The organism is Sphingobacterium sp. GW821-FHT03E03 (assembly GCF_059420745.1).
Genome location: NZ_JBWKUH010000009.1, coordinates 144,924 through 168,330, shown reverse-complemented (window position 1 = coordinate 168,330; position 23,407 = coordinate 144,924). Strand labels below are relative to the sequence as shown.

Sequence of the window (23,407 nt, the reverse complement as noted above, 5' to 3'; positions counted from 1 at the left end):
TAGTATGAATAGCAACATTAAAGACTTAAAAAACTTTTGGATTTTACCAGTATTCTTTGGACTAATGTTTACGGTTTTAAGTTGTACAGGGATCGAAAAGAGCTTACAGCAAAATGAACAGCAAAATCAACAACAAGTAGAGCATAAACTTGCACGAATGGCCTCTGCTGCCGGGCAATTGGATTCACCCATGGTGAAAAGTTTGGCTTATCAGGTTATCGTCAACAATGATACCTTGGACGTATGGCAAGAAACCTGTTATGATCTGGCCCAAAATGGTGGGCAGACGGATGTACATACCGCATTGTTTAAGTATGTGCCAGGTACACAGGTCAAGATTATTTGTAACAGTGCATTCTCAAATTTTACGCTTTCGCCTAAAAGATTGAATATTCCGGTTGTGAAGAATGGAAATGAATTGACATTTACCATCCCGGAATATTACAATTATGCGTTAGCTATCCCTGGTCGAGCACCCTTGCTATTATTTGGATCTCCCGATTACAGTGCCTATAAACCTGGGGCGGTTGTTTTTGCCAAGGGAATACATTATGGCGTAAACGGAGTTTTTAAACTTGAGTCTAATAAAACCTATTATTTAGAAGAGGGAGCAATTTTAAGAGGAAAGGTATTGATCGAAAATGTGTCTAATGTCAAACTGATCGGTCGAGGTTATATTGATGATCGTACTGCTCCTGTCGCTGGAAACTTTGTCAAAGTCTACCGTAGTCAAAATGTGGAACTCCGGGGATTTGGCGTTCGGCATGCCGCTTTAGGGTGGCAAGTGGATATGGTCAATTCGTCGAATGTCAACGTTTCCCATCTCAATCTATTGAGCTTTGGGCAGAACAATGATGGTTTGGATTTGGGTTCAGGATGTCAAGATGTGCATTTCTCCCACTGTTTTATTGGATCGGGGGATGATGGTTTTGGTTGGCACGCAACAAATGCGGCTGCAGATGGTGAAACCCCACTTTTAAATTGTAGCGCCCACGACTGTTTGATCTGGAAAAACCAGGTGGGCGTAGGTATTCGTATAGGTTCTTCCTTAGAAACCAGTAGTGTCGAACAGCTCACATTCAAAGATATTGATATAGCCAAAATGACTTGGGGAGGTCATTCTGTGGCGATACCACATTCGGATTGGGCTGATGTGAGGAATATCACCTTCGAAGGGATCCGTGATGAGACCATCGGAAATACACGATTCGTGCTGATGTATATTAAGCAGAACTCGAATTCAAATCCAGTCTATAGACCTGGAACCATTTCTAATATTCGATTTATTGATTGTGTCAGCAGTGCCACAGCGGCAACCTTCGAGGGTTATGATGCGGAGCACATGATTAAAGATGTGACCTTCAAAAACGTAAAGGTCGGGGGCAGGAATATGTTGCAATCTGATATCGTCGCGAATTCCTTTACTTCGAATATCACTGTTGTAGATTGATGTTAAAAATATTTTACGAGAACTTGTATTCAAATGGTATGCGTAGCTATCAATTAATCATAACGATCCTATTGCTTTTTTTTACAATGACTGATTTGAGTGCGCAGAATACCGGGGAGCTCGATAAGATTGCAGCTTCACAAGGTACCGCCTCGCATCTATTATTTTCTGTGGATCTCCATAAAGAGGAGCTTATTCATCCAAGTGATTTTGAGCGAGATGACGAGTGTATAGTTCGCGGTGGTATTCCTAATTTTCTTGCTAAAATTGCCAATGGTCAAGATGTGACCGTCGCATTTATCGGTGGTAGCCTGACACAAGCAAATTATTGTTACCGGATGCAGATTTCCACCTATTTGCAGGCACGTTATCCATCCACCCGATTTAAGTGGGTCAATGCTGGCGTATCTGGAACAGGTACGGATTTGGGAGCCTTTAGAGTTCAGGAGCAGGTATTAACACAGCACCCCGATCTGGTTATCATAGACTTTGCAGTCAATGGCGCCTATGCAGCAGGCATGGAAGGTATAGTCAGGCAGATTATCCAACATCATCAGCATACCGATATCTGTTTAATTTATGCCATCTTGGCTGCACAAACCAAGGTATATAATAATGGAAAGATACCGCCACATATTGAAGCTTTGGAAGCATTGGCCGATCATTATAGTATTCCTACAATACACTTGGGAATGGAGATTGCGCGCTTGGAATCTCAGGACAAGTTGTTGTGGAAGGGAGATGCAGGTTCTGCAGGAGAACGTATTTTATTTTCTACGGACGGAATCCACCCGCTGAAAGCAGGTGGTGATCTTTACGCTGCAGCCATTGCCCGTGGGATTGAGAAGATGAAAGGATGTTCAAAAATGGATATACATCCATTGCCTCAACCGCTGATATCTGATGAATGGGATATCGCAGGGATGTACATGCCTACTGATATTGCTGATTTTGATGCTAAATGGGCCGTCCTTCCTACAAAAGAATCCAAATTAAAGGCGTTCAATGGGTGGTTTGACACGATGATGGTAGCTGGGGAAGAGGGAGCGCGGTGTTCATTCACTTTTGAAGGCGATATATTTGGTCTGTTTGATATTGGCGGACCCGAGGTGGGGCAGCTTGAAGTATGGGTAGATGGCCGTCAGGTAAAACTACAGAAATTACAGTCAGATAGTTTTCAGCCCTATGAAATGACAATAGGGGATAAGGGTGATACTCTGTTGAATCGTTTTAATGCCTACTGTAATAATCGATATCGAGGTCAATATGATTTGATCAAATTGCCAAAAGGGAGGCATGAAATCAGTTTTCGTATATCGCCATTGAAAGCCGATAAAAGGATAATTTTGGGACCATCTCAACAAGAAGATATTGTTCAATACCCCGAGAAATATGACGCATCTGTAATTTATTTAGGACGGATACTGTTACGCGGGAAACCAATTTTAAATACTGCTAGAAAATAAGAAGTATGAAATCATCATGATTTGAAAGCAGCGTGAACCGAGTAAACCGAACGATTGAGCTCATGAATGCTATTGAAAATAAATACTTATGAATAATGCCTTAAAGGGGAAAATCGAGTAATGAATAAAAAAATAATTAGATGAAAGCAATTCAATTAATAAAGCTATTCGGCTGTCTACTACTCAGTTTGAGTATATCTTTTACCTACGCCCAAGCTGTATTGACACAGCAGCAGAAATGGGAGGAAAAGATACAGCGCTATGAACGTCTGGATAAGCAAAATCCACCACCTGACAATATCATCTTATTTGTTGGTAGTTCGACCATTGAAAATTGGAAAACACTAAAGGACGATTTCGTTGGTCAGGCTGTACTGAATAGAGGGGTCTCCGGAACCAAGACAATAGATCTGTATACCTATAGAGACCGATTGATTACACCGTATAATGCAAAGCAAATTTTTATTTATGAAGGTGACAACGACATTGGGTTGCATTGGTCTACAGATCGTATTGTAGAGCAGTTTGCTGCCTTATTTAGTGAAATACGAAAAACCAAACCGCATGCTGAGATAATTTATATCTCCATCAAACCTTCACCGCGCCGATTGAAAGATAAAATACAGATCGAAGAGGTTAATGCGCGTATTAAACAGTTTTTAAAACAACAATCTGGGACTGCCTACGCGGATGTATATTCTAAAATGCTGGATGTTCACGGTGATTTAGTTCCGGCATACTATCGGGAGGATGGTCTGCACCTAACCGTCGAGGGGTACACTATTTGGAAAGATGTGATTTCCGAATTTATAAAATAGACGAATTTACCCCAGTATAAGGGGTGTTGAATAAGATGATAAACTAGATAAAAAAGAAAGTATATATGATTTATAGCAAGGGAGGAACCTCCAGAACATTAAAGAATGAAGTTGTTACCGCCGATTTAGCGGTTGTGGGCGGTGGTATGTCTGGCGTGTGCGCTGCGATTACAGCAGCTAGGCAAGGTTTGCATGTGGTGTTGGTACAGGATCGGTCTGTACTTGGAGGGAATGCCTCCAGTGAGGTTAGATTGTGGATATTGGGTGCCACTTCTCATATGGGTAACAACAATCGTTGGAGCCGAGAAGGTGGGGTTATTGACGAAATATTGGTTGAAAATGTGTATCGCAACCCCGAGGGTAATGCCGTTATATTGGATATGATTTTACTTGACAAGGTAAAACAAGAACCCAACATCCGATTGTTGCTTAATACCAGTGTCTATGAAGTCCACAAAGAAGCTGGTGAACGGATCAAATCATTAAGTGCTTTTTGCAGCCAGAATTCCACACAATATACCCTTGAATCATCTTTATTTTGTGATGCTTCTGGAGATGGTATAATCGGTTTTCTCTCTGGAGCGGCTTTCCGCATGGGCGCTGAAACAAGGGAAGAATTTGAAGAGGCTATGGCACCAGATATTTCCTATGGAGAGCTTTTGGGGCATACACTCTATTTCTATACCAAAGATGTCGGAAAATCAGTGTCTTATACTGCCCCTGCTTTTGCCATGGATGTTACCAAAGAAATACCACGGTTCAAAAATTTCAATGCCAAAGAGCATGGCTGTAAATTATGGTGGGTGGAGTATGGTGGGCGTCTAGATACCGTGCACGATACCGAAGAGATCAAATGGGAACTTTGGAAAATCATCTATGGTGTGTGGGATTATATCAAAAATTCAGGACAATTTCCTGAAGCCGACACGCTGACGTTGGAGTGGGTTGGAATGGTTCCCGGAAAGCGAGAAAGCCGTCGGTTTGAAGGTGATTATATCCTGACACAAAAAGATGTGGTCGAGCAGCGTCAACATCAAGATGCCGTAGCCTATGGTGGCTGGTCCATCGATCTGCATCCTGCGGATGGTGTCTTTAGCGACCGTCAGCCCTGCAACCAATGGCATAGTAAAGGTATTTTCCATATCCCTTATCGTTGTTTATATAGTCGTAATATTCAAAACCTCTTTTTGGCGGGTCGCCTGATCAGTGTATCCCATGTCGCATTTGGTGCAACTCGGGTAATGGCGACATGTGCGTATGTCGCACAGGCAGTAGCGATTGCTGCAAAACTATGTGTTCAGCATCAACTTGTTCCACGGGAACTAGGTCAATCCTATTATATGACCGAATTGCAAAAAGAACTGCAACGAGCAGGTCAGTATATACCAGGTTTTCATTTGTCCGATAATAGCGATCTTGTACAGCAGGCAGAACTCACTTCTTCAAGCAATTTGGACTTTAAGGGATTCTCCAAAGAAAATATTTTGTGGAAAAATCTGGACATTTCCGCCGCACAACTTCTTCCTGTCGTTGCGGGTGCCTTGCCTATCTTTCTTTTGGAGATTGAAGCTATGCAACCAACAATATTGGAAGTAGGGCTGAGAAGCAGTGAAAGGAAAGGTGGTTTTACGCCAGATCAGGAACTGGGAAAAATTAAAATTAGTGTAAAACCTGGTGTTCAGACAGTAACATTGGATTTTGGATTGAAGATACATGAGGATCAATATGTTTTCCTTACGTTTCTCCAAAACGAACATGTGCGATTGGCCTATACCTCTCAGCGAATATCTGGATTGCTTTCTGTTTTTAATGGGGTAAATAAAGCGGTTTCAAATAATGGTAAACAAGTAGCCCTGTCAGGATCTGGAGTGGATTCATTTGAATTTTGGACGCCACAACGCCGGCCCGAAGGACATAATCTCGCCATTCAGCTAACAGCGGGACTGTCCGTCTTTGGGATCGAAAATGTGCGTAATGGTATTGATCGGCCGACAATTCGTCCGAATGCCTGGGTCGCTGCAACTGACGATCAGCAACCAATAATTTCGATTAAATGGAAGCAGAAGCAGCGCATAAGAAGGATAGAAATTAATTTTGATACCGACTGGGATCACGCGATGGAGTCCGTATTAATGACCCATCCTGAGACCGTTATGCCCTTCTGTGTGCGGAATTATAGCATTGAAGATGGAAATGGGAAGACTATTTATACGCAGCGGGGCAACTTTCAGACCAGAAACGTGATAGAACTTTCGGAATCTTGTGTTACAGACCAACTGATGATATCTCTTGAGCACCCTTCTCCAGATGTACCAGCTGCCGTTTTCGCTATCAGGTGTTATGCATAGTCTTATAGAATGATAATATTCAGTAATTTAATAGTTGATACAAGATGATAGATACAGTAGTTATAATCGTTTTTTCGGTATTCATCATGCTGGTTGGGATAAGCTTCTCACGAACCGGAAGAAATTTGAAGTCCTTTTTTGCTGGAGGAGAATCCGTGCCCTGGTTTATAGGGGGGATGTCCCTGTTTATGAGCTTTTTTTCAGCGGGTACTTTTGTCGCATGGGGTTCAATAGCGTATAGTCATGGCTGGGTAGCGATTACCATTCAGTGGACTATGTGTATAGGTGGGCTGATTACAGGTCTTTATCTGGCACCCAAATGGAAGGCCACAGGGAATCTTACTGCGGCCGAGTTTATTAAGGAGCGCTTGGGGAGTACAGTGCAGAAGTGTTACATCTATGTCTTCATGATTGTTTCGGTATTTCTCAAGGGCTCAGTGTTGTATTCTGTAGCCAAACTTGTTTCCGAATCATTGGACTATCCCTTGATTCCAGTTACCATTGTGCTGGGAATCCTAATGATTGCCTATACCGCCATCGGCGGTTTGTGGGCCGTAATGGTGACGGATATTCTACAGTTTGTCGTCCTGACAGCGGCGATTGTAATTGTCATTCCATTGGTTTTTGACGAAGTTGGTGGTGTACAGTCCTTCTTGGACAAAGTTCCAGATGATTTCTTCAACGTTGTAAACGGTGAGTATACCTGGGGTTTTATTTTAGCTTTTGCATTGTATCATATTTTTTATATCGGAGGCAACTGGACATTTGTACAACGGTATACCAGTGTTGATACACCACGATCGGCGTCCAAAGTTGCTTATTTATTTGCTGCGTTGTATATTGCTAGCCCGATTTTGTGGATGATCCCACCAATGGTTTACAAAGCGATCAATCCGGATTTGACCGGTTTGGCGACAGAGACGGCTTACATTATGGTTTGTAAGCAGGTGCTCCCTGCAGGATTGCTTGGATTGATGCTCACAGGAATGTATTTCTCTACATCGGCATCCGCAAATACGGCCTTAAATGTTGTATCAGCTGTTTTTACAAACGATATCTATAAGGGAACGTTAAACCCGCAAGCGTCAGAAAAAAAGCTGATGTTTATTGCTCGTGCATCATCTTGGTTTTTTGGATTTTTTATGATTATTGTTGCGCTGATCGTACCATTGATTGGTGGGATAGTCGAGTTCACCCTGAGTATAGGCGCCATTACAGGCGGGCCATTATTGGCGCCACCGATATGGGCGTTGTTTTCAAAGCGATTGACAGGAAAGGCTACTGTATATATAACTGCTGTCAGTTTAAGCATCAATCTGCTGTTTAAGATTATTTTTCCTTTGTTGATAAACTATAAACTTAGTCGAGCCAACGAGATGCTGCTTGGTGTTGTACTTCCCTTCGTTTTGTTGGTTTGTGTCGAACTGTATGCGAAATCACGCGGGAAGATAAGTGCAGAATACCTTGCACTCAAACAAACTAAAGCCGCACGTAAGGAAGCTGTACAGCAGATTGATAAAGAAGAGGAGATGGCACTGAAAAATCAGAATAAATTTGGATTGAAGATGATAGCATTTTCGCTCACCTTTATTGCGCTGTTGCTTTATGTACTGTGCTTTTTCTTTGCCGACCGTTCTCCATTAGTTGGTGGAATTGCTACGGTAATACTTATCAGTTCATTGATCCCATGGCGAGCAGCCCATCGAGTTTTTATGGATCGGATTTAAAATCCGGTTAACTTGCAAGGCATCGTATTCTTAGCGTTTTTTAACACGATACTCCTTGGATACCAGAAGCGAAACAGTTAAATTGCTGGAAATTTGTTGTCAATTAGAATATAAACATAAACAATATGAAAAGAAAAGCGGCATTTCTTTTAGGGCTTTTGGCTTCCGCTGCGCTACCGCAAGCAACTTTCGCTAAAGATTTAATAAAGGAATCAATTGTTCAAAACCAAGAAATTGAAGGAAAAGAACTGATCGGGCGATGGGATATCGAGGTAGACGTCAATGGTACCTCAGCACCTTCCTGGCTTGAAGTGAAATTGTCAGGTTATAAGACGCTAGTAGGTCACTATGTGAGTACTTCGGGGAGTGCAAGGCCTGTTTCACAAGTTTTTTATGAAAATGGAAAGTTTAAATTTGCGATACCACCACAATGGGAAGGCGGAAAGATGAACTTAAGTGTGGAAGGTGAGATCCAAAATGGAACATTACAGGGTACAATAACGGAACCCGATGGAAAGACGCATCGCTTCAAAGGTGTACGTGCACCCGAATTAAAAAGAACGGCTGCCGTTAAATGGGGAAAACCGATCCAGCTTTTTAATGGAAAAGATCTTTCTGGTTGGAAAGCTACAGGTAAAACAAATCAATGGATTGTGAAAAATGGGATCTTGACCAGTCCACAGTCGGGTTCTAACCTTGTTTCGGAACAAAAATTTGAAGATTTTAAATTGCATGTTGAATTTAAAATTCCTTCGGGAAGCAATAGCGGTGTCTATCTAAGAGGGCGTTATGAGGTGCAGATTGAGGATAGCCCAAAAGATGCACATCCGAATGCTGTACTTTTTGCAGGGGTCTATGGCTTCCTGGCAGCAAATGAAATGATGAATAAAGGGGCTGGAGAATGGCAGACCTATGATATTACATTGGTGGGACGTCTGGTGACGGTTGTAGCGAATGGTAAAACAGTGATCAGCAACCAGGAGATTCCGGGGATTACCGGTGGTGCGTTGGATAGTAAGGAGGCCGAACCGGGACCATTGTATTTCCAAGGAGATCACGGACCTGTTGAGTTCCGTAAGGTCGTCGTTACACCTGCAATCAAATAATACAAAAGATTTATTGAAGAGACTGCCGCCGAGGTGGTCTCTTTTTAAACTCCAATGATGACAACGACAATGTCTTCATTTTGGTAAGAAGTATAGTACCGATCAATTGAACCACTTTCTTTATAGTCCTGTAATTCCTTAAATATCATTTTTTTTAAAGTACCTTTTCCTTTTCCGTGGATAAATTTGATTTCGTTCATTTCCCAATAAATGGCTGCGTCTAAGTTGGATCTCAGGAAATCAATGGATTCTAACATAAGTTCTTCAGCTGAGTAGTCTTCCCAATCTTCAAGGAAAGCATCAGCGTGTAGATCAACTATAGCGGGTGGTTTGCGCATGATTCAATATTTTACAGTGCCGCAAATGTAAAACAAAACAACGACTTAATAGCTGAGGTCCGCGAGGAAATAAACTGCATCGGCAAATTTTTCATGCCATTTTTTTATAATGGCTGCCATTTCATATTCTTCCTCTTCGGCATGAGTGAGCATCAATAGTTCGATCCCATCCAGTAATTGTTTGTGATCCAGAAAGAAACCATCATAGTCGCGGTAGGCTGAGACCGTTTCCTGAATAAGTTGTAGGCTATCGTGTCGAATCAGAATCATTGTATGACGGGAGGAAATACGGTCCAATAACCATTCCTTTTTGAAATCAGATGCGATATGCCTATTACATGCTTGGTTAAACAATATTTCGAATTCAACAATCTGGCTTTTTAGACTATGTATAGCGGACTGGAGTTCCTCAAAAGTATTGATGATCCGTTCCTGTGTCTCCATATTTCTTGATATAATAGCCATGATATTTTACTTAAAGTTTATATGATGTTGGTTCTTAATGTTTTAAATAAAAGCATGTAAGGTATATACAAATAGTTTGGCGAAATGTTTTCCCAATTATGAATAATAATAGACTGGTGATCTGTCGAATGCTGTACAACGTGAGTTAGAAGCCAACTGCTTTTGTGAAAATTTGATACCATTTAAAGCTTATTCCAGAAAGAATGGCTTTACTTTCTCAATAGTGGAAAATAGGTAATTTGCGTTTTTTTTACGTTATTCGCATAGCATAAAAACAGGTTAAAAATTGAATTGAATGAAGGAGAAAGCAATCGGAAATTATCAATTAGAAATATGTTCCAATTCAGTCGCTTCGGCGATCGAAGCTGAAAAAGGTGGAGCAACACGTATTGAATTTTGTCAAAACTTAGAGAATGGAGGAACAACACCCTCTTTTGGTCAATTGAAGTTGGTACGTGAGCTTGTGCATATCGGTATTCACGTGCTGATTAGGCCACGTGGAGGAGACTTTCTATATACAGAAGAAGAAGTGTTGGAAATGATCACCGATATCGAGCTGTGTAAGGAATTGGGCATGGATGGCGTTGTCATAGGTGTGTTGAATGCAGATGGTACCGTGGATAAGATCAATACGAAGCGTTTGGTTGATGCCGCACGTCCTATGCATGTGACATTTCATCGTGCTTTTGATCGTGTGGAAGATCCTTTTAGTGCATTGGAAGATATTATTGCTTTGGGTATTGATCGTATACTGACTTCAGGTTTGAGAAATTCAGCTTTATCGGGTGTGCCTTTACTGCAACAATTGATCGAGCAGGCAAATGGGCGTATTGTGATTATGCCGGGAGCTGGAGTGGACTCTTCTAATATCCAGACGATCTTAGCGGAGACCGGGGCTATTGCTATACACAGTTCGGCAAAAGAAAGCCAGCCTTCAAAGATGCAATTTGCACAGGATCAGGTCAAGGGAATGGATGAGGCACAGTGGATGAGCTCAAAAGAAAAAGTCCACCAAATGGTAGACTTATTAAAAAGCCTTTAAAGTATAACTTTAAAGGCTGCTAATTTCTTTTTGCTTACTTAGCTAATTGATTTAAGATAGCATCGTTTTTAACGATTTGGTTGTCAGCTTTCATTTTTGATCTTGAACCTAACTCAACGTTAGTTCCTAATTTCAAGAACTGAACTTCAACACGTGAAACAGTTTTATTTCTTCTATCTTTTCTTTTTAAACGTGTAACTCCCATTTTGATAATATTTTTATTGTTTAAATAAAACGAGGTCGGAAGCGGATTCGAACCGCTGTAGGAGATTTTGCAGACCTCAGCCTAGCCACTCGGCCATCCGACCCTATTTTTTTCCTTCTGAAGGTCTGCAAAAATAAAACTTATAATTGGAATTAAAAAATCTTTGTGATAAAAGTTTTGTGTTTTTGAGCATTATTCTGAAAACCAGTCTGGTAGTTTTCGACTCGGTCATCACTTCGCATTCATAATTGTCTCGCCATTGCGTGCAAGCATATGGATAAAGTAACAATTTTGGCGATCCACTGTATCTTTTAGAGGACATTCAAAAAAAATCTGGCCCGACTTTTTTCGTTTGTTTTTGAGTGTATATGAGCAGATTATGGATTTTGGAATAGATATTGCAAATGAGACTGTCAGAAATCTCATACAAGAAATATATGAGAGTAAATGATAAAAGAACAAAGTAAATTAAATTAGGAAACATGAAAAAACTATTATTATCTGCAACAATTTTATTTGGTTCAATAGGAGCTTTTGCACAAGGTGGATTGGGATACGGACTACGTGCGGGTGTAAATATTCCTAAATATTCATTTGAAAATGGAAGCTCTGAGTCAAACACGGGTTTCTTTGTAACGGGTTATTTGGACGCCCCGATTTCGCCGAACTTTTCCATCCAACCGGGATTGTCTTTACAGAATAAGGGGAGTAAATATTCTGCCACTGTTGATAATGCTTCAGGGGAGTTAAAACAAAGTATTATGTCTTTGGATATTCCAGTAAATGCAGTGGCTAAATTTCCTACAGGAGGATCGGGTAATTTCTTTATTGGAGCAGGGCCTTATGTTGGATTTGCACTCAGTGGCAAGAACAAATTTGAAGCAAGTACGGATAATGCTAATGTAAAAAGAGAATGGGATGTCGAATTTGGTAGTGGATCAGGTAAGGAATTGAAACGCACTGACTTTGGTATAAACTTTCTTGCTGGGTATCAGTTGTCCAACGGTTTCCAGATCAATGCAGGTTACGGCTTGGGTTTAACAAATTTAGCTCCTAATAGTGGCTCAATTAAAAACCGTGTTTGGTCAGTCGGTATAGGCTTTGGACTATAAGAAATATAAGTACTTAAACTTATTATGAGGAAGAAGTCCCTGCATTTGTAGGGACTTTTTTATTTCATAAACTTAAGTCAGCCGAAATTGTTATTTTTATTCAAAAGAATATTCAATGAAAAGATTCCTCTCTTTACCCTTCTATGTCAAGTTAGCCTGCGTATTAATTAGTATCCTGCTTTTGGGATATCTGGCCAAGATTGGTGATACCATTCTTGTCCCGATGATTTTGGGCTTACTGTTTTCCCTACTTTTGATTCCATTGAGCAATTTTATGGAACGGAAGCTACGTTTTCCAAGGACATTGGCAGGAATACTCAGTGTGATTCTGTTTTTTGGGGTATTGGGCTACGGTCTTTTCCTGTTGGCCTCTCAGCTTACCTTGTTGAAAGAAGACTTTCCTGCATTTAAAGAACAGATCATGGATGGGGCAGGTAAATTGCAGAGCTGGGTCAGTCAACAGTTTGGGATACAGCATAAAGAACAGATGGAATTCATCAATAAGACGGCTTCAAAGTCGGTTGATTCAGGTACGCTGTTTTTGGGAACGGCACTGGTGTCACTCTCCTCCTTGTTTATTTTATTTGTTTTTACTTTCTTGTATACTTTCTTTCTACTGATTTATAGAGGTCATATCGTGAAGTTCCTTTTATTTGTCAATCGTGTCGAAGACCGGCCAATTGTTGTGGATGTGGTCAGACAGATTCAATATGTGGTTAAGAAATATTTGATCGGTCTGTTGATTCAGATGAGCTTGGTTTCCCTTTTAGTTTTTATTTGTCTCTCTTTAATTGGTGTAAAATACAGTCTGCTTTTAGCCTTGATTACAGGTGTATTCAACGTATTGCCTTATGTAGGTATTTTCTCCTCAATGCTTATCATAGCTATTTTGACCTTTGCAACAGCTTCGTTTACGCACGTGGTATTGGTGATCTTGGCATTGATTATTGTGCACATGATTGACAGCAATTTTATTGTTCCCAAAATTGTGGGATCAAAGGTAAAGGTCAACTCCTTATTTGCCATGTTGTCCATTATTATCGGTGAGATGGTTTGGGGTATTTCGGGAATGTTTTTAGCAATCCCTATTTTGGCTATTGTTAAGATTGTAATGGATCGCATTAAAGAGCTGAAACCTTGGGGATTTCTGCTAGGTGAGGAGGATAGCAAGGATGAGGTCTACAAAGACTTATTTGAGACTTTAAATCCGATTGAGAAGAAGATTATTGATGAGGGGAAAGAGTAGTTTTATTCAAATCATTACCCCGATTATTTGGTTTCATAATTTAATGGCTATTTTCTGCTATAAATTGAGGCAAGCAGGTAGTGGTGAGTCAGATTGGATTATAAAGGCAAACAGGAGATTCCTTTTCGGATTTCTTGTTTGCCATGTTTTCTAATTGGCTCAAAAGAGAGGCCTTTTGAACAGTTATTGGACTCTTCGTGGTTCAATACCGATTGTATACATTCCCGAGCTGTATTCTCTCGTTGTATAGGACGATCCATCAAAAGCCGTTGCAATCTTATCTGCAAAATTAACAATTACATCCCCCAATTGGTCACTTTGTTTAGTGACTTTATAAGATACTGTAGATGTTTTATCTTCTTCTAAGCTTGCCCCAAATTTTAATCCAATTTTAGCTTTTTCATTTCCCAACGAAGCATCAATTCCAAAGTTGGTAGCGAATTTAACTACGCGGGTTTCAGATCTGCTTTCTTCTGCTGTGTCGTCGACCTCCTCTACGATTATCTTAATAGTTGATGCATATTCGCTTAAATCCCAGTTGAATAAAGGGATATTTAGAGGTACTTTTTTAGGAGTGATGGACTCCAGTAGCCAAATATCCTGGAAACGAGAGTTAAATGTTCTGTACTTAGCATCATATAAGTCTGAAGGATCTATAGTAATATATTTATCAAAACTAGCTCCTACGGAATTCTTTGCATTGACTAATACGTTTACTTTGAACCTAAAACTCCCTGCTGTCCATGGACTGTAAGGTCCACCCGACCATCTCGGGCCATTATAATTCTTATTGTTGCGTGGATCTCCCTCTTGATCAGAAATAACTCCTAGGCTATTGGCGTCATTCATACTGAATGATGTGATATGTTCTTGATAATCGTAGTTGAATTTACCTTTTGGCTGTCCAGGGGTAATATCATAATAGATATAGTCTCGTTGCCAGCCATCTGTGTTTTTATAGGTGTCATAAGCTGTCTTTATTTTAGAATCAATTGCAGAGGCATTTATTGTTGATGCTCTAAGTTTTGACGATGATTTTTGATTACTGTCATTTAAGCCGTTAAATGCTTCATCTAAAAATTCGAAGGTGTATAAACTACTTTTCAATAATTGTTTTTCGGTACCTATTGCGTTATTCTTATTAGAAGCTGAAACTTTTGATAGGTTAGTCTGTCCAGAACTTACTCTTACCACCTCATTCTCTTTTATAACGACAATAGGGAAGGAAGGGGTGTACTTGGCATCTAAAATATATTCTTCACCCTTTTCATTCACAATAGGGACATTGGCCGTTGTATTTAATGTATAGGCTACTTGAGGAATTTCTGTTTGAGTGTTCCATTTTTCAGCCGAAAAACTATTCATCGGTAGCTTAGGGACAAAAATTGTAAGCGTTGGATATAGTCGATCCAATTCATTTAAATTTTCTTTCTTTTCATATTGTTCAGCAATAATATCCTTGAATTTTTTATCCCCAATCATTTCATCTTTTACCATCTGATAAAGAATATCATAATCTTGGTCAAACTTTTTTAGAGCTTCATTTTTTATAAAAGCTCTTAATTCCGAGTTGGAGGCTAAAGCCTTAGCAAAAGCTTTAGAAAATTCCTGTTTGTAGACAGATTTGGCATCTAATAAATTTTGTTCGATTTGTTGTTGATCGCTCTCAGAAGAGAGGTTATCCTTCTTACAGGCTATAATGCTTGAAAGTAAAATAGCTGAAAATAAAATTTTTCTCATTTTTGAAATTTATTTATATAATTAGATGTCGTAAATATAAATATTTATTTTGTATATGTTGTTTTTTTTATTTATTATTTTGTTTTTATTTCTCTTGTTTTTTAATTATAATGACTTTTTGTCATTATTTTGGGTGTTTTTAAAGGAAATAATAACTATTTTTGAAATTTAGTTTCTCTGAATTTTTTGTATATTGTGGTTTTTGATTTCTTTTATTTTCAAATAAATGTTATGCTTATGTGTTTTTCTTTGATAATTTAATGTTAAGGTTAAAATGTACAGAGCTTTAAACTTCATGGCTTAGATTTGCGTGAAGCAGTTAACTGGGCTACTTTCAATTAAATATTGAAAATGATTAGGAATAAGCAGCTTAGAGTTTTTTTGATTTAGTATTGGAATTCTAAGCACTAGATTGCTATTCACAACGAAAAAATAGTTGGTTTTGCTAGGTTATTTCTTGGGGATACCCAATATCGACCTTCTCTGATAGAGGGATTTGATAGAAAGCAAATTAATACCGTGTTATTGCCAAGTTGAACATCTAAGTAGATTCAGTGCACAGTGAGTTCCGTTTTGAGTCCACCTTTTCAGGCTCTTTCATTGCGCCGGCATAGTTTGAAAATTATAACCTTGATGTTAAAGCAAATAATTGTAGTTAAGATTGTCTTGAATTACTGCAATACTAAAATGTCGATTTCTGGATAAGACCTGCCTTATTTTTTTACAGAGTAAAATTTGTTTTAAATTTTATTTCCATAGAGCTTCTGATTCCCAATTTTCTTTTAAACCTAATGCATTCGGATCAACATTTGGATATTTCTTTAATAACCCTATTAATTGGATAGTAAATGAGTTTTCCGGTTGAACGATATTTAATAAATATTTCATGCAGCATAAATGGATATAAAGAAATTGAAATTCATGTGGCTTCGGAACATTCTGAATCCATGAATGGGGAGGATTACTCAAAAGTTTTGGGCTTCCAGGTAAATTTCTGTTCCATAATCTACTATGATGAGCACAATAATTTCTTATTTGGGCTATAGACTGAAGCCAACTTGGGAGATAGGTATGGTTAACAGTGCCGAATTCTTTAGCAATGATATCTTTAGAAACTACGTCATTCTTTAGGTTTCCATATAATTTTGATAATGCGCCAAAACTTGTTTGTTCTAAAGATTTCCAAGCAGGAGGGAAGCGTCCATCATCTTTATGTTTCTTTTTGTGTTCCTTTATAAAAATATCTTTTGATCTACCGATTTCTTCCTCCAGAGCAGCTAAAGTTTTTACAAGGTCACTGGCATTCTGAAAAATATTGAAATTTTGAAACCACCATGGGTCAAACTCATGAGAAAGATGATAGATTAATTTGGTTCTTAAGCTTATTTCAAGTTTTTCAATAACATCAAACAATAGTATTCTCAATTCTCTATCAAAATTGTATAATGCCAGTACATCACTAAATTTAGCATTTGGCTTGAACTTGTGGGCAGTTTTATCTTCTTGCATTGGCCACCAATAACCAGCCAGTCTATAGTAACTGATATGAGATAAATAATGTTGTATATTGTCAGATTCAGAGATAAATAATCCGCGATCTTTTAATTGTTGAATTTGGTCATCTATCGTGAAAGCTTTCTTTTCATACATAGAATGTGGCTTAAAAAGGTTATAAAACAAAAGACACGCCCTGGGACGCTGTTCTTACGGGTAGCGTGGCGTGTACTGTTGCTACAAAGATAAGTATCTGTTTACTTTTTTGCAAATTTAAAATAAAAGTGTAATGAACATAAACCAATATATTAGATGTCAGAAAAATTTTAGGACCATCCTGACAATTGCATCTTCTTAAGGTTGTGGAAAGATTATGTGAGTAAAACTTCAAGAGTTTAAACATCCTCCTTATACAATAACCACTTCTCAGCTGTTTTAGGCAGCTTTCTATGTGGTAGTAATTTAGGTTTTTTGCGTTTATTGGACAGAGTTGTGATTGCGCGCGATACGAGGATAGGTCGAAAAGAGTCAGGCAGTTGTATTTCTCCGCATCCTGCTTTGGTTAATAAGTCTTGGTAAAGTTTATAACCAGTAACGCCCTCTTTAAAATACCCATCCTTTAGCCAATCTTCAAGTATGCTCAAGACCAAAGCCTGGTCTTCTGAAGAGACATCATAATCTGGATCTACTGGAATGGAATAGGATTCTATCACGGTTGACTTTTTGTTAAAGCTGCCCGTTCCCTTAAATTTAATTGTTTTCTTACCGGTATTCTTCTTTTCTATTTCTGTTTTCGTGGCATATATCTTAATGGTAGCCTCTTCAAATGAATTCTTGAAAAACATATCTTTGGGTAATTTTCCCAAGACCCTTGCATAGAAATTAGTGTGATTGATATCATATGCAGAATCAGTCGTGAGATCCTCATTATCTTCCACCTCCTTGACGTCCTTGCCAATCAAAAACGCAAATTCCTCCTGTGTGTAGCCTTTGGCTTCACGATGCATTCGGACTGTGGTATTAAGCTCGTACGAAAGTGTGGGTATGATAATCGGCATATAATGAGTGATACAAATTCAAATTTAGGAAATAAAGGGTAAAAGACTCAATCTTCTTTCAATTCCATGTTGCGGACAAAGCGAATAAGTTTGCCTTTCTTGTCGTCGGCGTCATTCGATTGAATTTTTAGCATTTTTCCCTCTATGTATAAACTTTCTAAAGATGATGAAATATCTGAATCTGCTTTTTTGTCTTCTTCGGATAAAAAAGAGTTATAATAAGAGGTGATTTCAGCACGTAGACGCGGGGTATCAAAATAGCCATCCTGTATAAGTGAATTAAGTGCAGCTTTAATGCTCATCTTTTTCAGAATGGGTATTCTAGTTTTTTCTATTAGTTGATCATCATTTAGCAGTTCATCAGGTAAAATATCCTGCATAGTTAATCCGAAATGGTTTAAAGCTTTTTTCGTAAGCTCAGGAGAGTATTTCTCATTATTATATTCACTTTCAATACCGCCAACTCTTGTAGGATTTGTTTTGTCTGTAATAATCCGAGAAAACTCTCTTCCTGATATTTCCTCTTCAAGATAGAGAACTCTAAATGTGTCTATAATGTGTTGAGCAAACGCTGTAATTTTCCCTTTTGGTTTCATTACAGCTAATAGCGTTAAAATTTATAAAATCAAATGTTATGTTAAATTTGCATTTTATTTAAAAAGTGTTTATATTTGTTTAATTAATAGAAGATTGAAAGTCTTCATTGGTGTTTAAATCAAAGAGTCTTGTGCCTGTATTTTCTGACGCCACACCGCAAGACAGCAGATTAAACACCCATGTCTATACTTTTATGTTATATTTGCATAACAGATAGATGTGGGTACTGCTGTAAATCCGTGGTGTGTAAGGCGTCAGAAACTTTATTTCAGGTACGGTGTGCAGTCCCACATTTATCATGAGGAGACCTACCGAAAAGACTCGTTACCAATAAACGAGTTATGAACAAAAAACAGCCATTAAAAAACATTATCACGGCCCCCGAGTAGCTCGGTGACCAAAGTCATACGATGACTTTCCTAGCTGCTGAAGACGTATCGAACCAATTATGAATTACTTGAAACTGTCATTTTAACGTCTTGCGCTTCTCGCATTTACAACAATTTTATTATTTGTGACCTAAGCTAGGCTTAGGAGCAATAAGATACGTTTGTAAGTATCAATATCCGAGTCAGCAGGTCACAACCTTCAACTCCTTTAAAAATGAACAGTTTTTACAAGGGTGGGAGTGAACTGCCTACTGGACAAGATTCCTCTTACTCAAACCAAATTAAATCAAAAAAAATCAGGGTTCAATTACCTGAGTTACTAGACAGTTTTCAACTGTATTTTACCCGTATATTCCAAGTACGTGTTAAGCACTACTTAAGCACAGATATAGCACTATTTACGCAATCGTTGCGTAAGAAAATTGACAATGGAAAAATGTACTATAAAGGTACTTGTCCAGTGCTACAAAAACGTTCGCAGAGCAACGATCAAAAAATAATTAAGCGGGAGATTTCTTCGAGCAGCCTTCGGGCTTTGTTCGGCTGGCCTTCGGGGCTGCTCCGTACCTGCGTCGGCCCTTCTTCGGGAGTGCTTCGGCTGCTGTTCGGCTGTTCTTCGGGACGTTCCCGAAGCGTAGCCGAACATGTCTCGAACAAGCCCCGAAGAGTTCCCGAAGCGTTGCCGAAGAGCACCCGAAGGGGAGCCGAAAGGGCATCTTCTTCTGACAATTTTCGAATTAACTTCGCCCTTTCTTCTACCTTTTATGCAGTGGGCTATCCGTCTCCCTCGAATTTTCCTTTGATTTTTCCCGAGGGTGACCCGAAGCCCATCCGAAGAAATTCCGAGCAACGCTGGGAGAAAGGGCGAAGTTGGTCAGGAGTTGGTAGGTACTTAAACTCAGCTAAAATTTTTCGAGCCAAACAGCGTCCGCACAAGGACCTTACTAGTTTGACACAACAAAAATGCAAGCATGAGACAAGCCTGACCCTATCACAAGACTGTCCAAGCACAGCCTAAAGACAAGGATCGTACAGGAAAACCAATTTCTAAAGCATAGAAAATAGCGGATCACTAGCATCAGAAACTACAGTCGATTCACCGTTAAGCTACTGGGAGTGTACCAAAAAGGTACTGGGAAGATACTAAAGAGCTACCGGAAAGATACAGGCTTGCGGTAGCAATCCGTTGAATCTCTGGTGGAAGCTGGGTAGCGCAAACAACAGTCCATCAAAGAAAAAAATGCTTTGGCAAGTGGAGCGGATAAATACCGTGTAAAAATTAAAGGGTTTCGGCGCGTCTGTAGGTTTGAATTAGGGAAGAAGGGCTGTCGTTTTTCAAAATGAAATAATCGCTCAGAACGCTTTAAAATACGTTGGTCATTTATCGAGTTCATAAACGAATTTCCAACACCCTGAAGGAATAGTAGGGGAAGGTAGATTAGAAGAATATGCTGTTGGACAATTAAAAACCAATGAATAAAAAAATAAGTGTTAGGAAAAAGATAAAGCCACCGGAATAAAGGTGCTATACATTTTTATACGCAAATTATTTTGCGTGTAATGATACGGACGTTCTTTGACTTATTGGTATTGAAGAAATAGGATTTAAGTTGGCGAGAAGTTTTGCAGATCGGTCCGATTATTAAATGAGGCATCTTGTTATGCCGTAGGGTGAGCGTAAGGACGACTCACTAAATACCCTTTTTTAATAAAGATGTTGGGTTAAATTTTAGCCTTTGTTCTTGATTATTATTGCTATAATAGGAGCTGGGTTATTGATGATATCAAAATGTAGGGATATACAACAAATTAGCATTTAAAATTTATTCTTCCAGATGTTGATGACCTTAAGATGTAGGGTATACACGAATACTATATAATTGTCTCTAATCATAAATTTGATGTTAGCAATCACAGAAAATAACGTATACACAGCTTATGGAACATTCCTTTGTGATTCGGTTAGTTGTCAGTGCTTATACATTTAGAGTAATAACAACTCGTAATTCCGTTTCTGAAATAAGTTTGAAATTGCCAGCTGCAACTAAATAGGAATATACAACTTCAAACGCTCTTTGGCTTAATAAGGAGCTGAAAAGCCTAAAAATTAGCAAAACAAAGTTTTATCAATCCTTCGGGAGGTACTTGATAAAATAAGTAATAATATTCAAGAAATTATATATTGAGGCATCTTGTTATGCCGTAGGGTGAGCGTAAAGGCGACTCACTAAATACTCTTTTTTAATAAAAAAATGAAATCACCGACAGTGTCTCGGTCTATAGCCGGCTTTCGTTGTTTTGGATTTAGCATAGCAATAATAGAAATTAGGCTGTGGTGATTTTCGAAAGATTAAGGGATATACAACTTCAAACGTTCTCTGGCTTAAAAGGAGTTGAAAGTCTAAAAATTAGCAAAGCAATGTTTTCCTGATCTTTTCGGAGGTATTTGAAATGTTAGCATTAAAGTTCACGAAATTATATATAGAGGCTTCTTGTTGAGCCATAGGGTGAGCGCAAAGGCGACTCACTGAATACCTTTTTAATAAAGAAATTGAAATCACTGACAGTGTTGTTGATCCATAGTCACCTTTAGGATCCTTTTAGTTATCAAAAGATTAGGTATATGCAACTTCAAAAGATTTCTAGCTTAAAGGAGTTAAAAGTCTAAAAATTAGCAGAACAAGCTTTTCCCGGTCCTTCCTCAATACCAATAAGTTTTTATAAACACATAAGGATTTAGACTTACCCGGCTTCGGTTTCCAAAAAATCCGTCAAGTCCGCCGGAGCTGTGGTAAGTTTTTGACATACTGTTAACCCTAAAAACTAAATATGAACCTAATTTTATCTAATAAAGACATTAAATCAGCACTAGAAAGCCTGCATCAAGGGGATGAAACCGGCCTCAAATTCTTCTATCAGAAGTTTTATGACTACTTCTTCTTTCGGGCACAGCGTGCCACGGATGATGAATGTGCCGGCGAAAGTATCGTTCAGGAGGCTTTCCTCCGTCTCTGGCTTTTCCGTGAAAACGTAAATTCCGAAGCCGACATACTTGACTTTTTAAAATCTCAGGTCAGATCTGCCATTCGGGCTTTCTATCAAAAATCCCGAAATAGATTTCATCGCAGCCTACTCCGTCTGGACAGCATCGAAGACTATCAGGAGTTTATGCTGGGCTACGAACTGGAAGAAGATCAGGAAGAAGATGTCGTGTATCTTGAACAGCTGGAAGAGGAGAAAAAAAAGAAACTGGAACGGTTGCATGCAGTTCTTCCCAACCTGAATACGGACCAGCAGCTCTTTATCCGGCTCTGTCTCAAATATAGTTTCAACTACGAACGTATCGCTTATTATATGGGCGGAATATCAGACTATGAGATTAGTCTGAGAGTGGAGAAAACAATTGAGCTGCTGCGCAACATCCTGAATAGTGAAGAGAAAATGCAACTTATCGCAAAGCCTGCTGAATTCAGGCTGAATGGTGAAATGACGGAAGACGAAGCCGAAGTCTTCCGTATGCGCTATGAACTGCAATATTCCTTTGACCGGATCTCTGAAGCATTACAATTGGACGGTGGACAGGTGCGCACATTGTTCATAAATGCGCACGCAAAAATTAAGTCCGTAAAAGAAATGGCATAAACCAAATAAATAGAGATATGGCTAGTGATACAATAGTGCTGACCCGCAAAATTCAGATATTCGTGAACTGCGACGATAAGGAAAAACGGACGGAATACTTTAAAAAGCTATTCGAATGGCAGGATCTTGCTTTCCGTGGCGCCAATATGGTGATCACGCATCAATATGTGCAGGAGAACCTGAAAGACCTGGTCTATCTACAGGATGATGTCAAAGTAAAGCTGGCAGACCGGACAAAGGATTCAGAAGGTATACTGAATACTTCACGGATGAACACCACTTACTGATTGTTGTCCGGTTATTTTAAAGGACGGGTACCAACGGAAATTCTGTCCCAGATCAATACTTCTCTGATCAAATATTTTCAGGCGGACCGCCTCTCCTACTGGAAGGGTGAAAAATCGCTCCGCAATTACAAAAAAGATATACCCATTCCTTTTCCCGGCAGACGGTTAAACTTGAGCAAAGATGAGAATAATCGAGATTTTAGATTTACACTGTTCAAAATACCTTTTCGTACCTACCTTGGTAAAGATCGCTCGGATAAAAGGGTACTGCTCCAGCGCGCCCTTGTGGGGCAGATCAAAATCTGTAGCAGTGCGATCAAAATCGTCAAAGGCAAAATTTTTCTGCTGCTGGCGCTCCAGCTTCCGAAGAAGATTAAGGAGTTAAAAGGTAATGTTATCGCCGAAGCTTCCCTCTCCATCGAACATCCAATTGCCGTGACTATCGGTAAGGAATCCTTTCAGATCGGTAACAAGGAAGAGTTCACCTATCGCCGTATGGCTATCCAGGCTGCAAGGCACCGATTACAGAAAGCCGCCGCATTTGATAAGGGGGGGCGGGGAAGAAAGCGAAAGATGAAGAGCCTGGAGCACTATAATGATAAGGAAAAAAACTATGTAAATGCTAAACTTCACCTGTATAGTAAGCGGTTGATCGAGCTATGTGTCAGAGCTCAGGCGGGTACTCTTTTATTGGTCAATCAATTCAATAAAGAAGAAATCGCCAAAGAGGATCAATTCCTGTTGCGCAACTGGAGCTATTATGGCCTTATCGAAAAGATTAAGTATAAAGCCGAAATGGTCGGTATAAACCTTATTGTTGAATAGTAGTTCTAAAAGAACGCACGAGTTATGTATAACTACAAAACCAAATCCGAGA

19 protein-coding genes and 1 tRNA gene are annotated in these 23,407 nt (G+C 39.2%); 12 read left to right on the top strand and 8 right to left on the bottom strand.

Features of this window, described 5'->3' with window-relative positions; translation table 11 throughout:
- Window positions 1-4 precede the first annotated feature (4 nt).
- The 6 genes from AC07UV_RS12775 (at window position 5) to AC07UV_RS12750 (ending at window position 8,915) form a co-directional block, all read left to right on the top strand.
- A complete protein-coding gene (locus tag AC07UV_RS12775) occupies window positions 5-1,450 on the top strand; it encodes a glycoside hydrolase family protein (protein WP_495184038.1) in 1,446 nt (481 codons plus the stop codon).
- Window positions 1,450-2,916, top strand: a complete 1,467-nt coding sequence (locus tag AC07UV_RS12770) for an SGNH/GDSL hydrolase family protein (RefSeq protein ID WP_495184037.1) — start codon at window positions 1,450-1,452, stop codon at window positions 2,914-2,916. Before AC07UV_RS12775 ends, AC07UV_RS12770 begins: the two co-directional genes overlap by 1 nt.
- A gap of 140 nt (window positions 2,917-3,056) precedes the next feature.
- A complete protein-coding gene (locus AC07UV_RS12765) occupies window positions 3,057-3,734 on the top strand; it encodes a GDSL-type esterase/lipase family protein (RefSeq protein WP_495184036.1) in 678 nt (225 codons plus the stop codon).
- A 65-nt stretch (window positions 3,735-3,799) separates the two neighbouring features.
- Complete coding sequence (locus AC07UV_RS12760; RefSeq protein WP_495184035.1) at window positions 3,800-6,082, top strand: FAD-dependent oxidoreductase; 2,283 nt, start codon at window positions 3,800-3,802, stop codon at window positions 6,080-6,082.
- A 44-nt stretch (window positions 6,083-6,126) separates the two neighbouring features.
- The gene (locus tag AC07UV_RS12755) at window positions 6,127-7,809 is read left to right on the top strand and encodes a sodium:solute symporter family protein (RefSeq protein WP_495184034.1); all 1,683 of its coding nucleotides are present in this window, start codon (window positions 6,127-6,129) and stop codon (window positions 7,807-7,809) included.
- A gap of 125 nt (window positions 7,810-7,934) precedes the next feature.
- Window positions 7,935-8,915, top strand: a complete 981-nt coding sequence (locus AC07UV_RS12750; protein WP_282252500.1) for a 3-keto-disaccharide hydrolase — start codon at window positions 7,935-7,937, stop codon at window positions 8,913-8,915.
- Between the two features lie 44 nt (window positions 8,916-8,959).
- Here the strand turns inward: AC07UV_RS12750 and AC07UV_RS12745 are convergent, their stop codons facing one another.
- Together AC07UV_RS12745 and AC07UV_RS12740 are read right to left on the bottom strand one after the other, a co-directional pair.
- Complete coding sequence (locus AC07UV_RS12745) at window positions 8,960-9,253, bottom strand: Smr/MutS family protein (protein ID WP_282252502.1); 294 nt, start codon at window positions 9,251-9,253, stop codon at window positions 8,960-8,962.
- Window positions 9,254-9,298: 45 nt separating this feature from the next.
- Entirely contained in the window at window positions 9,299-9,718 is a 420-nt protein-coding gene (locus tag AC07UV_RS12740; protein ID WP_495184033.1) for a hypothetical protein, read from the bottom strand.
- A gap of 295 nt (window positions 9,719-10,013) precedes the next feature.
- On the opposite strand from AC07UV_RS12740, the gene AC07UV_RS12735 reads away from it, so the two are divergent.
- Window positions 10,014-10,760 carry a copper homeostasis protein CutC gene (locus AC07UV_RS12735; protein WP_495184032.1) on the top strand — a complete coding sequence of 249 codons (747 nt, stop codon included), beginning with the start codon at window positions 10,014-10,016 and terminating at the stop codon, window positions 10,758-10,760.
- Window positions 10,761-10,794: 34 nt separating this feature from the next.
- On the opposite strand, the gene AC07UV_RS12730 is transcribed toward AC07UV_RS12735, so the two are convergent.
- Window positions 10,795-10,965 (bottom strand): spore protein, encoded by a 171-nt coding sequence (locus tag AC07UV_RS12730; RefSeq protein ID WP_120262149.1) that lies wholly within the window; start codon window positions 10,963-10,965, stop codon window positions 10,795-10,797.
- 32 nt (window positions 10,966-10,997) lie between these two features.
- Window positions 10,998-11,068: transfer RNA gene (locus tag AC07UV_RS12725), tRNA-Cys, on the bottom strand.
- Between the two features lie 379 nt (window positions 11,069-11,447).
- Here AC07UV_RS12725 and AC07UV_RS12720 point away from each other — a divergent pair.
- Complete coding sequence (locus AC07UV_RS12720) at window positions 11,448-12,077, top strand: porin family protein (protein WP_495184031.1); 630 nt, start codon at window positions 11,448-11,450, stop codon at window positions 12,075-12,077.
- Window positions 12,078-12,192: 115 nt separating this feature from the next.
- The gene (locus tag AC07UV_RS12715; protein ID WP_495184030.1) at window positions 12,193-13,323 is read left to right on the top strand and encodes an AI-2E family transporter; all 1,131 of its coding nucleotides are present in this window, start codon (window positions 12,193-12,195) and stop codon (window positions 13,321-13,323) included.
- Between the two features lie 183 nt (window positions 13,324-13,506).
- On the opposite strand, the gene AC07UV_RS12710 is transcribed toward AC07UV_RS12715, so the two are convergent.
- From AC07UV_RS12710 to AC07UV_RS12695, 4 genes are all read right to left on the bottom strand, one after another.
- The gene (locus AC07UV_RS12710; RefSeq protein WP_495184029.1) at window positions 13,507-15,063 is read right to left on the bottom strand and encodes a hypothetical protein; all 1,557 of its coding nucleotides are present in this window, start codon (window positions 15,061-15,063) and stop codon (window positions 13,507-13,509) included.
- 747 nt (window positions 15,064-15,810) lie between these two features.
- Window positions 15,811-16,713 carry an Abi family protein gene (locus tag AC07UV_RS12705; RefSeq protein WP_495184028.1) on the bottom strand — a complete coding sequence of 301 codons (903 nt, stop codon included), beginning with the start codon at window positions 16,711-16,713 and terminating at the stop codon, window positions 15,811-15,813.
- Window positions 16,714-16,952: 239 nt separating this feature from the next.
- The gene (locus tag AC07UV_RS12700) at window positions 16,953-17,615 is read right to left on the bottom strand and encodes a hypothetical protein (RefSeq protein ID WP_495184027.1); all 663 of its coding nucleotides are present in this window, start codon (window positions 17,613-17,615) and stop codon (window positions 16,953-16,955) included.
- 47 nt (window positions 17,616-17,662) lie between these two features.
- Window positions 17,663-18,211, bottom strand: coding sequence for a hypothetical protein (locus tag AC07UV_RS12695; RefSeq protein WP_495184026.1), 549 nt, complete (start codon window positions 18,209-18,211; stop codon window positions 17,663-17,665).
- A gap of 3,219 nt (window positions 18,212-21,430) precedes the next feature.
- On the opposite strand from AC07UV_RS12695, the gene AC07UV_RS12690 reads away from it, so the two are divergent.
- The 3 genes from AC07UV_RS12690 to AC07UV_RS12680 are packed head-to-tail and all read left to right on the top strand — an operon-like array spanning window position 21,431 to window position 23,355.
- Window positions 21,431-22,243 carry a sigma-70 RNA polymerase sigma factor region 4 domain-containing protein gene (locus tag AC07UV_RS12690; protein ID WP_495184025.1) on the top strand — a complete coding sequence of 271 codons (813 nt, stop codon included), beginning with the start codon at window positions 21,431-21,433 and terminating at the stop codon, window positions 22,241-22,243.
- A gap of 17 nt (window positions 22,244-22,260) precedes the next feature.
- On the top strand, window positions 22,261-22,530 hold the full coding sequence (locus AC07UV_RS12685; protein ID WP_495184024.1) for a hypothetical protein: 270 nt from the start codon (window positions 22,261-22,263) through the stop codon (window positions 22,528-22,530).
- Between the two features lie 3 nt (window positions 22,531-22,533).
- Window positions 22,534-23,355 (top strand): nuclease/transposase family protein, encoded by an 822-nt coding sequence (locus AC07UV_RS12680; RefSeq protein WP_495184023.1) that lies wholly within the window; start codon window positions 22,534-22,536, stop codon window positions 23,353-23,355.
- Window positions 23,356-23,407 lie beyond the last annotated feature (52 nt).